This is a genomic window from Streptomyces sp. NPDC104313, from assembly GCF_055583985.1.
The window spans coordinates 1-12,934 of record NZ_JBVJMW010000003.1 but is presented as its reverse complement, the minus strand read 5'-3'; the positions used below and the strand labels follow the sequence as shown (position 1 = coordinate 12,934).

General features: G+C 69.2%; 11 protein-coding genes and 1 pseudogene. 6 read left to right on the top strand and 6 right to left on the bottom strand.

Translation table 11 applies throughout. The features are described from left to right. The first annotated feature begins 61 nt into the window (after window positions 1–61). Complete coding sequence (locus tag ACZ60Q_RS07095) at window positions 62–1,225, top strand: hypothetical protein (RefSeq protein ID WP_469629616.1); 1,164 nt, start codon at window positions 62–64, stop codon at window positions 1,223–1,225. Window positions 1,226–1,551: 326 nt separating this feature from the next. Here ACZ60Q_RS07095 and ACZ60Q_RS07090 read toward each other — a convergent pair. Further along, window positions 1,552–1,950, bottom strand: a pseudogene (locus tag ACZ60Q_RS07090) (AlbA family DNA-binding domain-containing protein); the annotation flags it as partial. Window positions 1,951–1,954: 4 nt separating this feature from the next. Continuing rightward, entirely contained in the window at window positions 1,955–2,605 is a 651-nt protein-coding gene (locus tag ACZ60Q_RS07085; protein WP_469629613.1) for an ATP-binding protein, read from the bottom strand. Window positions 2,606–2,918: 313 nt separating this feature from the next. Here ACZ60Q_RS07085 and ACZ60Q_RS07080 point away from each other — a divergent pair, with 313 nt between their 5' ends. The 3 genes from ACZ60Q_RS07080 (at window position 2,919) to ACZ60Q_RS07070 (ending at window position 5,188) form a co-directional block, all read left to right on the top strand. Beyond that, window positions 2,919–3,770, top strand: a complete 852-nt coding sequence (locus ACZ60Q_RS07080) for a helix-turn-helix domain-containing protein (RefSeq protein WP_469629610.1) — start codon at window positions 2,919–2,921, stop codon at window positions 3,768–3,770. A gap of 11 nt (window positions 3,771–3,781) precedes the next feature. Continuing rightward, complete coding sequence (locus ACZ60Q_RS07075) at window positions 3,782–3,973, top strand: hypothetical protein (RefSeq protein WP_469629607.1); 192 nt, start codon at window positions 3,782–3,784, stop codon at window positions 3,971–3,973. A gap of 102 nt (window positions 3,974–4,075) precedes the next feature. Beyond that, on the top strand, window positions 4,076–5,188 hold the full coding sequence (locus ACZ60Q_RS07070; RefSeq protein ID WP_469629606.1) for a DUF4037 domain-containing protein: 1,113 nt from the start codon (window positions 4,076–4,078) through the stop codon (window positions 5,186–5,188). A gap of 87 nt (window positions 5,189–5,275) precedes the next feature. Here the strand turns inward: ACZ60Q_RS07070 and ACZ60Q_RS07065 are convergent, their stop codons facing one another. The 4 genes from ACZ60Q_RS07065 to ACZ60Q_RS07050 all read right to left on the bottom strand — a co-directional run bounded on the left by ACZ60Q_RS07065 (window position 5,276) and on the right by ACZ60Q_RS07050 (window position 9,793). Beyond that, window positions 5,276–7,054: a lysyl oxidase family protein gene (locus ACZ60Q_RS07065; protein WP_469629603.1), complete on the bottom strand. Its 1,779-nt coding sequence runs from the start codon at window positions 7,052–7,054 to the stop codon at window positions 5,276–5,278. A 476-nt stretch (window positions 7,055–7,530) separates the two neighbouring features. Then, entirely contained in the window at window positions 7,531–8,718 is a 1,188-nt protein-coding gene (locus tag ACZ60Q_RS07060) for a PQQ-binding-like beta-propeller repeat protein (protein WP_469629600.1), read from the bottom strand. Between the two features lie 440 nt (window positions 8,719–9,158). Next, complete coding sequence (locus ACZ60Q_RS07055; protein ID WP_328866186.1) at window positions 9,159–9,581, bottom strand: PIN domain nuclease; 423 nt, start codon at window positions 9,579–9,581, stop codon at window positions 9,159–9,161. Beyond that, window positions 9,578–9,793, bottom strand: a complete 216-nt coding sequence (locus ACZ60Q_RS07050) for a type II toxin-antitoxin system VapB family antitoxin (RefSeq protein WP_469629597.1) — start codon at window positions 9,791–9,793, stop codon at window positions 9,578–9,580. The genes ACZ60Q_RS07055 and ACZ60Q_RS07050 overlap by 4 nt, the downstream gene beginning before the upstream one ends. Before the next feature lie 356 nt (window positions 9,794–10,149). Between ACZ60Q_RS07050 and ACZ60Q_RS07045 the strand changes: the two genes are divergently transcribed. Together ACZ60Q_RS07045 and ACZ60Q_RS07040 are read left to right on the top strand one after the other, a co-directional pair. Next, window positions 10,150–12,573, top strand: coding sequence for an N-6 DNA methylase (locus ACZ60Q_RS07045; RefSeq protein ID WP_469629594.1), 2,424 nt, complete (start codon window positions 10,150–10,152; stop codon window positions 12,571–12,573). Beyond that, window positions 12,570–12,770 (top strand): hypothetical protein, encoded by a 201-nt coding sequence (locus tag ACZ60Q_RS07040; RefSeq protein ID WP_469629591.1) that lies wholly within the window; start codon window positions 12,570–12,572, stop codon window positions 12,768–12,770. Before ACZ60Q_RS07045 ends, ACZ60Q_RS07040 begins: the two co-directional genes overlap by 4 nt. Window positions 12,771–12,934: the final 164 nt, after the last annotated feature.

Below are 12,934 nucleotides of genomic sequence, written 5' to 3'. Positions count from 1 at the left end.
CCACCCCTTTTCTTCGGTCCACCCCTGCCCCGGATCGCCCCCGCCCGGCACAATCACGGTCATGGGGACACCAGGGCAGGGGCGGACGGAGCGGACGGAGCAGGACACCGCTGAAATCAACGGGCGTACTGTGCGCGGGCGTTCGGTGCTGAGCGGACTCTTCGACGCCCTGCGTCTGACGGTCGTGTCGGGGGTGACCGGCGCGGCGATCGCGGCTGTCGTGGTCGGCGCGATCCTGGAGGAGCTGCCCGTCGTCATCACCGGGGGCGGAGTCCTGGTCGTCCTCATCCTGATCGGCGTCGTCACCGGGCGACGGCCCTCGGGGCCCGTCACGCCGCCGACCGGCGAGATCGCCCTCGCCCGGATCGAGGACCTGCGGGCGACGGGCGGCGAAATGGCCGACGTACCGGTGAAGTTCCGGCTGACCGTGGCGCCGGACGACCGGCCGGCGTACCGCGTGAAGTTCAGCCAGCCCATCAACCTGGTCGACATCCCCGCCTACCGGCCGCGCGGCATCGCGGTCGTGGAGTACCGCCCGGACGAGCCCTGGAAGGTGCGGATCGTCACCCGCCCGACCCCGGAGTGGAGCCGCCGGGCCGAGGAGGCGGAGATCGACTCCGCGCCCGAGTCCACCCTGGTGAACGACCCCGGGCCGGGCGAGGCTTCCTGGTGCGTGCTGGCGCTGCTCGCGTTCCTGGCGGGCGGGGCCCTGGTGGTCCTCCTGTTCCGGGCGGACCTGTTCACGTCCGAGGACGCGTCGGGGACCTCGTCGAAGCAGCCGTCCTCCACCTCCTCCGCGTCCTCCTCCCGGACGTTCACCACGTCCACCACGGTCTCCGGGCCCTCCTCCTCGCTGCTGGTCCTCGGCCGGATGCGGGAGACGGCCACGAAACTGGAGGCCCGCGCGGGCACCTCGGACGTCACCGCGATCACCATCGAGGAACGCCGCATGGAGATCCGCGGCGACTCGGCCCGCCCGCCCGGCGAGACCGTGCACCTCCAGATGCTCCCGTACGAACTGTTCCCCGCCCTGGTCCGCGAGGCCCGCACGACCCTGGGCGTGCGCGACCCGAAGAGCTGGCGTATCGACGTGACGCCGGGCGCGGGCACCGGAGTGGGCCCCCGGGTCCGCGTCACGGTGACCGGCGAGGAGGGCACCGCCCACCTGGACGCGGACGCGACGGCCCGGATCCTGGAGCGGCGGCCGGTGGGGGAGAAGGGCTGAGGGCTCGTCCGCACGGGTGATGGTCCGTTCCTGTCGCATCGCCCGCGCGGAGACAGCCGGTCGAGCCCGACGGTCAGCAGGCCCAGAGCGGTGGGGATGCCGTCCGGTGTCGCGAGGTGACAGGAGGCCGGCTGGACGTCGAGCGGGCGGCCGTTCTCCTCGATCACCTCGGGGTCGACCATGGAGGGCAGGTAGGAACGCTGGAACAGGTCGAGATCCAGATCCTCACGCGTCGCGCGGACCATCGGCCGGACGTCGAACGGCCCGTCTCCCGACCGGAGGCGCTCGGACAACACGCGTTCGTCCTCCCGCCCGGCCCGTCGGGTGGTGGGACCCGGCCGGACCCAGACCACGCCGTCGCACCGCACGGGCGGCGCGGCCGAGGCTTCCACGCGCAGATGTACGACCGGCTTGCCCTTGTAGCGGGCCACGCGGACGGTGAGCGAGGGCCGGTCGAGAATGCGGCCGTCGTCCCGGAGTTCGGTCAGGGCCAGCAGCGCGCGATCGCTCGTGTCGACATCGTCCACCGGATCTCCGGCGTCGTTCACGCCCACAAGGATGTCACCGCCTCCACGGCCACAGAGGTCGTTGGCCATGGCGCACACGGCCGTGGCGATGGCGTCACCGGGCTTGCCCTCCCGCTTCGCCGTGCGCTTGAACTCCAACGTCGTGCTCTCGCAGATGCCCAGGACATCGGCCAGATCATCGTTGCTCACCGTGCGCATCCTCTCAGCTCCCCGTGGGCCGGGCAGCGGGAGCGCGGGCACCCTCCCCGGCCTGCCCGTACGGGAGGCTGGCCCACGTGCGGGTTCCGACACCCGGCGGGTGGGCGGGGGCGAAGCCCCAGACGCCGAGACGTGTCTCCACCAGTGTCGTGACGGGGGCGAGCAGGTCCCGACGCCGTACGTCGCAGGCGGCTGCAAGGCGGGGGTGACGGTGAGCGGCGTGTGTGTCGTACACGGTGAACCGGAGCGTGTTGTCAGCCGAGCGCAACGAGAGGTGAAGCTGCTCGCCGGCGCCGGTGAACCCGCAGGCGTACGCCACCAGGTCGTGGGTGAGCAGGATCGCCGCGTCCGTCAGCTCCGCCCCCGCGCGGTGCGTGTCCAGGATGATCTCGACGGCCTCCTCGGCGATGGCCGGCGTCGTGAGAGCCGAGGGCAGTGTCAGGCCGTGAACGAGGTTCGCCAGGGACGGCTCGGAGAGGTCCGGAGGCGGCGGCGGACAGTGGGTGAACCTCGCGACGGGCCGGAGGGAGAGCGGCGCGAGGTGAGGCCGGTTCCCGTCTCCGTGTCCGTATCCGTATCCGGTTCGGGGAGCGGGCCGCGTTTCGGTGGCAGGGCCTTGCGTGGCCGGTACCGGTGTGGGCGTGCTTTCGGGCATGGGGACTCCGCTCAGGGGAAGGTGTGCCGTTCGGTGCGACGGTGAGGTGGTTGCGGGCCGTTCGATGCGTCGTCCGCGTAGCGGTGCGGTGGCTCGTCTCCCTGGCGCGGGCGCGCCCCTCCCAGGGCAGGAGGACGCGGGCAGGCCCGCGCGATGCTCTTCGTTCTCGCCTTGCGTGAGCGTCGCGTGACTTACGGTAGAGGAAGGTGAGTGGCATTTACCACCTGAATCGAGAAAATGCCCCGGCCTGGTGTCTGGTTGAAGCCGTACTGCCAGGCACACTGTTCACTTACCGATCCGGGAGAAGCGCCGCATGCCGCCACGGAGTGTCCCCAGCGAACGTCAGAAGCGACTCGGTTCCGAACTGCGCAGGATGAGGAACGACGCGGGCGAGAGCACGGAGTTCGCCGCCCGGCTGCTCGGGGTGGACAGGGCGAAGGTCTCGAACATCGAGTCAGGCGTCCGGGCGATCACGCCTGAGCGCGTACGCACACTGGCAAGCAACTACGGGTGTGGCGAGAGGCGTTACGTCGATGCTCTCGTCGCCATGGCCGAGCCGCGCCCGAAGGACTGGTGGGAGGTCTATCGGGGGCAGCTTCCGGCCGGACTGCTCGACATCACCGAGTTGGAATGGCATGCCACCTCCGTGCGGGCCGGAGTGTTCCTCCACGTCCCCGGCCTGCTCCAGACAGACGGATACGTCAGGGCCGTTGGTCATGCTGCGCTGCCGCCGCTGTCGGACCACGAGATCGAGCTTCGCGTCGCGCTCCGCCTGCAGCGTCAGCAGGTGCTGCATCGGCCCGATCCGATCGCGTACGCGGCCTACATCCACGAAGCGGCCCTGCGCATCGAGTTCGGCGGAATGAAGGTCATGCGCGCACAGTTGCACCATCTGTGTGAGATGAGCCAACTCCGCCATGTGGATGTGAGGGTGGTGCCGTTCGCTTCCGGGGCCTTCCCCGGAGCCGGACAGGCCCTGTCCTACGCCGGAGGAGTCGTTCCGCAGCTGGACACGGTGCAGCTCGATTCGGCCCACGGGCCGGGTTTCACCCACGCGACGGCACAACTCGACAAGTACCGCTCCCAACTGGACTGGATGGAACGGGCCTCCCTCAGTCCCGACAGGTCCCGGGACTGCATACTCGCCCTCACCGGCACCCGATAGGAGACGTGGCCATGACCGACATCACGTGGGAAGAGCCTTTCTGCGCGGAGAGTTCCAACTGCTTCCGCCTGGGTACCGACGCCGACGGCAACGCCTACATAGCGGTCGCCGGGCAGGAAGGGGCCTACCTCACGGACACCCGGGAGGCGCTGAGCACCCTCATCCGGGACATCAAGGCCGGGAAGGCCGACCACCTGCTGTAGCGCTCGCTCCCCGGCCGCTGTTCCGGGATCGGCCGTGAGCTGGGGCCGCGCGACACGGTAATCGCCTGGAAACCGGCGCGTCTGTCCGGGCACAGTGGGCGGATGACGACCCCCGCCCCCGCGTTCCTGCCCGGACTCGACCTGTCCCGGATCCTCTACGAGGAGGCCGTGCGGCCGGTCCTCGACGCGGCGTACCCCGGACTGCGGTACGCCGCCGCCCGGATCGGCTCCGGCTCCGAGGTGCTCGGCTTCGACACCGCCCGGTCCGCGGACCACGAATGGGGCCCGCGCCTGGACCTCTTCCTGGAACCGGCCGACGCCGCCGCGCACGGGGAGCGGATCCACCGCCTGCTCGCCGAGCGGCTGCCCAAGCGGGTGCGCGGCTGGCCGACGCACTTCCGGCACGCCGACCCCGCCGACCCGGTCGGGCACATGGAACCGACCGACGGCCCGGTCGACCACCGCGTCGTCGTCGCCGACGTCGGCGGGTGGCTGCACGACCGGCTCGGCCTCCGTCCCGGCCCCGACGGGAAGCCCCCGGCGCCGACGGTCCACGACTGGCTGGCCATGCCGCAGCAGAAGCTGGCGGAGACCACGGGCGGCGCGGTGTTCCGCGACGACGTGGGCACACTGACCCGGGCGCGGCAGGAGCTGGCCTGGTACCCGGACGAGGTGTGGCGCTATCTGCTGGCCTGCCAGTGGCAGCGGATCTCCCAGGAGGAGGCGTTCGCCGGACGCTGTGCCGAGGTGGGGGACGAGCTGGGGTCCGCTGTGGTCGCGGGGCGGCTCGTGCGCGACCTGATGCGCCTGTGCCTGCTCCTCGCGCGGGAGTACGCGCCGTACGGCAAGTGGCTGGGGAGCGCCTTCGCCCGGCTGCCCGGGGCCGACGCGCTGCTGCCCGCCCTGCGGGGAGCCGTCACGGCCACGGAGTATCCGGCGCGCGAGGGACACCTCTGCGACGCGTACGAGGCCGTGGCCGCGCTCCAGAACCGCTCGGGCCTCGCGCAGGCGGTGGACCCCGGGCGGCGGCCGTACCACGGCCGCCCGTTCCAGGTGCTGCACGCCGAGCGCTTCGCCGGGGCCCTGGCCCGGAGCATCACCGACCCGGAACTGCGGGCCCTGCCGCTGACCGGGAGCGTGGACCAGTGGGCCGACAGCACGGACTTCCTCGGGCGGCAGGGGGCCGTGCGGGCGGCGGTCGACGCGCTCGGCTGACGGGCCCGCGCCGCAGGCCCCGGGAACAGCTTCCCGGGGCCTGCGGAACGTACGGTGCGGAGCGGGTCAACGCGCCGCGTGGGACAACTAGTTGGCGTTCACCAGTTCGTGGGCGGGGACCGTCACGGTGCGGGCGCCCTTCTTGCCTCCGAGGACGACCTTGCGCAGCGCGCTGTTGTTGTTGTGGTTGGTCTCCTTGAGCCGGTTCTCCGGGTTGGCGAGGACCTGGATGTAGTACGTGCCGTTCGGCAGGTTCGTGATGTCGAAGGACTGGCCGGGCAGGTCCTGGGTGTAGGTGTCACCGGAGCCGACGTCCAGCACCTCGCGCACGGAGATCGAGTTCTCCTGGCCGCACGCGGTGGACAGGTCGGTGTTGCCCGGGTGCCAGTTGGCGTTCTTCACCGTGTAGTCGACGGCGTCGGTGTTGGCCAGGCAGAACGCCTCCTTGCCGCTGCGCACCGACTCCTTCTGGTCGGCCTTCAGCAGCCGGTAGCTGGCGAAGTCCGTGAAGTGCCAGTGCTCGTGGCCGGGGCGCGGGTCCCACTCCATGGTGCCGGTCGGGGTGTAGCCGACCTGCTTGCCGTTGGCGTCGTAGAAGTACTGGTAGGCGTCCATCAGCTCCTTGCCGGGGGAGCGGAAGCCGTCCACGACGAGCTTGGCCGGGCCCGCGTTCCACACGTTGGCGCTGAAGGCGAGGTAGTCCTTGCCGGGCACCTCCTCGTACCCGTCGCTGACGGTGATGCCGTACGCGGGCAGCGAGCGCAGGTCCGGCTTCGGCACGTCGGGCACGGCCGCCTTGCCGGTGGGCCGCTTCGCGTTGGGCTTGGAGCCCGGAGCCTGGCGCGAACCGTCGGTCTGCCCGGCGCGGTCACCGGTCCTGGCAGCGGAGAAGGCCTCCCGCTGGAGCGATTCCTTCTTCAGCGCCCAGGGCAGCGCGGCCGGAGCCGGCGGGTAGGGCCCGTGACCGACGTTGAACGTGGAGCCGGCGCCGGTCGTCCGGGTGGCGGGTGCCTCGGTGCGGGCCGGGGCGCCGTGCCCGGCGTGGGCGGAGGGCGCGGCGGGCGCGGTCGCCTTCCCGTGCCCTTCGTGCCCTCCGTGACCCTCGTGCGCGGACGCGGCGCCGCTGCTGCCGGCGGGAACCGGGGGCGGCTCCTCCCAACTGCGCTCGCGCACGGTCACCTTGACGGTGCGGGTCTGGTTGGCGATGCCGAAGAGATCGCGGTACTTCTTGGTCACGTTGATCTTGGCGGTGTACTTACCGGCGGCCAGCTGGACCGGCTTGGAGTAGTAGCCGGCGTAGGTGTTGGACGCCCAGCCGTTCTCCACGCCCCACACCGAGCCGAGGGTGAAGGGGTTCACCGGACAGCTCTGCGGATACTTCGAGTTGGCGGGAGCGTCCGGCCGGACCCGCCCGGAGGCGTTGTTGGGGCAGAACGCCTCGGTCTTGGTCAGCACCTTCTTCCCCGCCGCGTCGGTGAGCTGGATCTGCGCGAAGTCCGGCAGCCCGGAGAAGTCCTTCACCAGCCCGGCGGGAAGCGCCTTGGTCGTGGTCTTCTTCCCGTTCCGGAAGACCTGCGAGGCGACGACCGGGGTCTTGTAGGACTTCCGGGTCACCTTGAGCTCGAAGGAGGCGTTCTCGGAGGTGAGGTACGTCCCGAGATCCAGATAGACGCCGGGATCCTCCTTCCACGAGTCGAGCGTCACCGAGGTGGAGGCGGCGATCAGGCTGAGCTTCGGCGTCGGCTCCGCCGTCTTGGCGTCGGGCGCGGCGGCAACGACGCCCGCGGTCACGGCGACGGCCGCGGCGACAGCGATCGAGGGGCGGGTCAGGCGGTTCGTGCGGCCCTGCGGGGATCTGGTCATCATTCCTCGTACTTCCGGATTCCGGGTGCTTGGCGGAACGTGGACGCGCAGCACGGCCCCAACTCACCTGTGGCGACGCTGTGTCCGGACTGTGAGAGGCGGCGCGGGGGCCCGTAGGTTGTCTGTCCTCACCCGGGCGGCCCACAGTTGTCTGAAAAGTACCCCCCGGGCCTCCATGACGGAGTCGGGCGGGAAGCCTCGACGTGCCTCCTGCGCTGCGGCTCTGCCGTGCGGCGCCCCTGCTCGCTTTTCGGCCAGGGGCACCGGCAACGGACCGGCTCGTCTCGTGCGGCGCCGGGTCACGGCGCTCTCGATGCGGGTGATGCCGTGCGGTGCGGCCAACTCATCGGCCAGGTGGGCGCGCGGCCCGCTCACGCTGCGGCACTCCACCCTGACGGAAGCGGGGCACGGCCCGGTGGTTACGGGACGGGCAGGGGGGTGGCATCCGGGCCGCAGGGACCGGACGCCACCCCTGCGGCTCACTGCCCGTACGCGACCAACAGGTTGGTGGCCGGGACCACCACGAGTCCGCCGCCGGCTCCGAGGCCGGTCAGTGGCTGGGACACGTTGTGCTCGTCGGGCTCGTTGATCGGCGCGCCGACGTCGGTGGACCAGACGGGCTGACCGGTGGCGCCGTTGACCGCCCACAGCCGGCCGCTCAGGGAGCCGACGTAGACGTAACCGTTGACGACGATCGGGGCCGTGCTGATCCGGCCGTCCCCCTCGAACGTCCAGCGGGTGGCCAGGGTCCGGCTGTGCCGCTCCCGCAGAACACCGTCATCGACGAAGTAGCCCTGGCGTCCGTCGAAGGCGGGCGCCGGCGACCAGCCGGTGGCCGGGTAGGTGCCGCGGACCTTCCCGTCGGCGGTGTTGAGCACCGCAGGGGCCATCCCGCCGCCGTCGCGTATCCAGACACCGCCGTCGGCGACGACAGGAGTGCGGCCACCGCCGCCGGAGCAGTCGGTCCGGTGGTGCCAGACCGGGGCGCCCGACTTCGGGTCGAAGGCATAGGCCTGCTCACAGGCGTACGAGACGTACACCCCGTTGGCCGTGACGGCGGGCGAACTGTTGTCCCCGTTGGCGACGGGCCGCGTCCACCGCACCGCACCGCTGGCGGCGTCCACCGCGTACAAGGTGCCGCCCGAGCCGGCCCCGCCGGTGTACACCACACCGCCGGAGAAGCTGGGAGGGGAGGAGAAGGAGTACTGGTCGGGCAGCGTGACCGTCCAGAGCCGCGCCCCGGTGACCGGATTGAAGGCCGTCAGCACCCCGTCGTAGTTCTGGGCGTAGAGCCGGCCGCCCCCGTAGGCGAGCGCGGACCACCAGTAGGTGCCACCGAGGGCGACCGGCTCCCAGGCGTTCTTACCCGTGTCCGCGTTCATGGCGTGGAGGACGGTGCCGTACCCGTCCGGCGAGGCGACGGTCACGAAGACGCGCCCGCCGGCCACGATGGGGTAGGAGACGCTTCCGCCCAGGTCACGGGACCACTTCTGGCTGAGCGGCGGAGCACCGACGGCGGAATCGACGAGGCTTCCGTCGTGCCGCGCGTTGATCTGGTAGGTGGTCGAGGATCCGGTCTGCGTCGACTGCGCGCCCACCGGCGTCACGAATGTGACGACGGCCAGCGCCGCACCGAACAGCACGGCAACGGTTCTTCGAAGCTTCACGCAGATGCCCCTCGTCATCCGGCATCGCCACGGCGATGCGCACAGGGCGGGTCAGGCTCAGGTCCGCTGACCCGTCTCCGGCCCCCATGCTCCAGGAGGAAGGCCGCAACCGCCGCTTATTTATGGCCAGTTGGGCATCCGCGGTCACGGGACGACGAGCCGCCCGACACGGTCCGGAGCGCGGCCGGACGGCTGGGGAACTTCGAAGGCCCCTGGAGCCCTTGGGTTCCTTGGGTTCTAGCGATCATCGCAACACTGGCTCAGGCAGCGAGTAGATCACGTAGACGCTCGGCTGGTGTATCCCAGCCGAGCGTCTTGCGTGGACGGCCGTTCGGCAGCAGTCGCGGGCGCCTGGACCTGTGGCGGAGCCGGCGGATACAGGTTTGGTGAACTGTGGTGAACACCTGCGAATGAGACCGGAACTGAGACCAGGCACTCGTCTATTTGCCGGACACCGGGCCGTACCACTGCATGGCTTGACCGGTGATTGCGGCGATACATTCGAAGTCGTGGTCGCGGTGCAGGAGGGTCAGTCCCTGCAGTTCCGCTGTGGCGGCGACGACGAGGTCAACAGCTCCCGCACTGCGGTGCTGACCGCGTTGGGTCAGCAGCTCCTGAACCTGCCAGGCGCGGTCGTACGCGCGGTCATCGACGGGCACCCAACCGAACAGCAGCCGCATGTCCTCGATGCCGCGCGCACGGTCCGCGGCGGAGCGGGCGCTGTAGAAGAACTCCAGCTCGGTAACAGGGCAGGTCGCGATGAGCCCTGCTGTGGCGGCCTGATCCCATCCGTACTGTTCGGCGTCGTCGCGGAAGAATCGGGCGAGCGCACTGGTGTCGATCAGGAACTGTGCCGCGCTCACCGCCGGTAGTCCCTCTTCTCCTCGAAGACATCCAGATCGAACGCGCCCTCGCCGGCCGCAGCCCGCAGCCGAGTGAGAGCGAGAGCCCGTCGGCGGTTGTCGAGCACCTCGCGCAGAGCGGAGTTGACCGTCTCCCTCTTGGTGCCGGTCCCCAGCGCCTGAGCCACGTCGGCCAGCAGCTCGTCGTCGAGATCGATCACTGTACGACTCATCGATGACCTCCTGAGATATCAACTATGGCATCGAGTATATCGCAGACGAAGTATGGCTGTGGGATGCCGGGCGGAGAGGTGTCGGGGCTGGGTAGTGACCGATCCATGTTGATGGGCTTCACGAGATTAGTCATAGGCGTGTAGATGGTGGAGGTGGCATTCATGGCCATTATGTGACCTTATCGAGAGATATATAGGGGCAATCTGCCGATGTTCTCCCGTGCTGAACTGCACCTGAGGGGACGCCATGCCTATCTGAGCATTGCAATGCTCAGTTGCTGCCACACGATCGCCTCCCTAGCATCACAGCCATCGGATCCGCTGCAGTGGCGGCTCGCACGGTCGAACGGGGCAGCATGAGAATCACGAAATACCAGCAGCAGCAGCTGGTGTCGAGGGCGGCTATCGCAGAAATGGCCGGCGTACAGCGCTCGGCGATCACCAATTGGGAGCGCAGGTACACGGATTTCCCGAGCCCTACGAGGGCCGGTGGCACCGACTACTACTACTTGTCCGACGTGCTCACCTGGCTGAAGGGCCGCTCGGTTCCGCCGAGAGCGCGGCGGGATGATGAGAGGGCAGATGCCACGTACGCCGACCGGGCTCGGACGGCTCTCATCGCGGCGTCAGAGGCCGAAGCCGTAGAGGACCTCGAAGCGGAGGGCTTTCCGGCTGCCCGAGGTACCGCACATGATGATCCCGACGGCGAGCACCTCAGTTCGGCCGACATTCTGCTCCGTGAGCAGGACGAGGGGCACTGGGGCTCAGGGGCGCGAGTCAGCTTCCTGTATCTGCTGTTTTCCCTTGTCTACCTGAGATGGGCCCAGCCGAGGAGGTGGGCAGTGGTGCGGCGGGCCGCCGTACAAGGTCAGGCGGGAACGCACATCCATAGGTTCCTGCCCGCAGTCGCGCAGCAGGTCGAACAGACTCTCGCGGCGCAGGGTGTGACCAGTGCCATGGCAGTAAGGCTGGAGGACCTCACCCCCCGTAGCCACCAAGCCATCGTCCGCCTTCTGGACAAGATCGAAAGTTCGGGGCGCGGAAGTTTTACAGAGCTGTTGGGCCACCACGCGCTTGAGGCCGGGCTGGGAAGTCGCGATGCCTTCACCCCGCCAGGTGTCGCACGTCTTCTGGCAGCGCTGCTCGGGGAGAGCTCTTCTGCTCAAAGCCTGTACGACCCGAACGGCCGGGGCGGCGAACTCCTGTCAGCCGTATTGGCCGCCAGGCCGGAGCCGGGGGATGAGGCCGGTGGAGGGACCCCGGCTGTCACGATCGGGAGTGCCCATCCGGAGACGCGCGAGCTCGCGGCCATGAACCTCATGGTGCACGGTGCTCGTCCGGAGTTGCTGAACCTTACAGGCGCCACCCGCCCCTGGACGGAGGGCCCCCGGCTCCGCCGGGCGGACCTCGTTCTCACCAATCCGCCGTTCAATGTTTCTGCGGTACCGGTTGATGCCGACTGGTGGACCTACGGAGAACCGCCGGCGTCCAACGCCAACCTGGCGTGGCCTCAGCACGCGGTCATGTCACTCAACGAAGGTGGCCGGGCGGCCGTTCTGATGCCCAACAGTGCTGCCACCTCCTCCCATCTCAAGGAGCAGCGCATTCGGCACGCCTTGGTGGATCGCGGAGCCGTGGAATGCGTCATCGCGCTGCCGGCGAAGATGTTCAGCGCAACCGCGATCTCTGTCAATGTCTGGATCCTGAAGCCAGAAGCACAGGAACGGAGCTCGGGAGAGGTTCTGTTCATTGACGCCTCCGGCCTGGCGACCAAGGTGTCCAGGAAGCTGTCCGTTCTGGAGGCTGACGACTGTGCGCTTATCGCGGCTGCCTACCACTCGTGGCGTGGGACGGGCGGAAACGACGCGGTCCTCCCGGATTCCCGGCTTCCCTGTGCGGCAGTCCGGAGAGACGCCGTCAACGCAGCCGGCTCCTCGTTGCGCCCTGCCGACTACGCGCGGCCCGCAGGGCGGTCGAACGTAGACGCAGAAGAGCCGACAGATTCCTACGGCGCCCTGTTGAGGTCCCGGGAGGCGGCTGAGCGGGCCGATGTCCTGGCCGAATCCCGAGTTGCCGGGTTCCGGCAAGTCGAAGGCGGGCTCGGTGTGCTGATCGATACCGCACCAGATGACTGGGAATGGCGGAGCCTCGGCGAGTTGTGCGAGCTCCAAGCCGGCCCCTCTCCTTCACTGTTGCCGAAGGACGCCTACGTGCCCGGCGGCGTGGTTCCGGTTGTCCAGCCGAAGCATCTACGCGATCGCCGGGTCGCCGATGTGCGCGGTACGGCTGTTCCGTACGACAAGGCGCAGAGGTTGCGGCGCTTCGCCCTGCAGGAGGGAGACATCCTGTGCGCCCGAACGGGCACGGTGGGGCCTGTGGCGCAGGTGCGGGCCGACCAGGTGGGCTGGTTGTTCGGCAGTAATCTGATCCGTCTTCACCGGTTCGCGCCCGAGGTCTGCCCCGCTTACCTGCTGGCCTATCTCTCGCTCTCACGGACCACTGAGTGGATCAAGAGCCGCTCCGAGAAGACCACAGTCCCTTCAATCAGCAAAGCCGACCTCCAGGCGCTGCCGGTGTATCTGCCCACATGGTCCGAACAGAAGCGGATCGCTGGGGCACTCGGGGCGCTCGACGAGCAGATCGCCAGGCACTCGGAGGTCGCGCGGGCAGCAACCCAGATGCACAAGGAGCTCGCCGAGCAACTGGTCGGACTTGTCGCCCTCCAAGGCCCGACTGCGCCTGCCTCGGCCGGCACCTTCCCCGAAAGGACCTCCCGATGAGTGGCTTGCCCCCCGCCGCGAGGTTCGCGTGGCTCCTGGTCGTCCTGCTGTTCTCTGTCGTCGTCGCGTTAGCGGCCTTCATCTTGAAGACGCGCACCGGAACACGAGCAGCCGACGCTGCCCTCGTGGCAGGCTCGGCGTTCGCAGGCAGCGCGATCCTGAGTCTTGGCCTGATCGCTGCGGCCATTGGCGTGTGACCGCCAACGTCGAAGGCCCCCGCAGCAAGCTCTTGGGTTCTAACAATCCTCGCAACACTCATCACCCTGTGAACCGTTCCGGGTTCGGTAGAGACTCGATTCCGTGAAAGGATTGAGTCATGGCACGCCCCTCCTCCTATCCCCTTGAGCTGCGCAAACGAGCG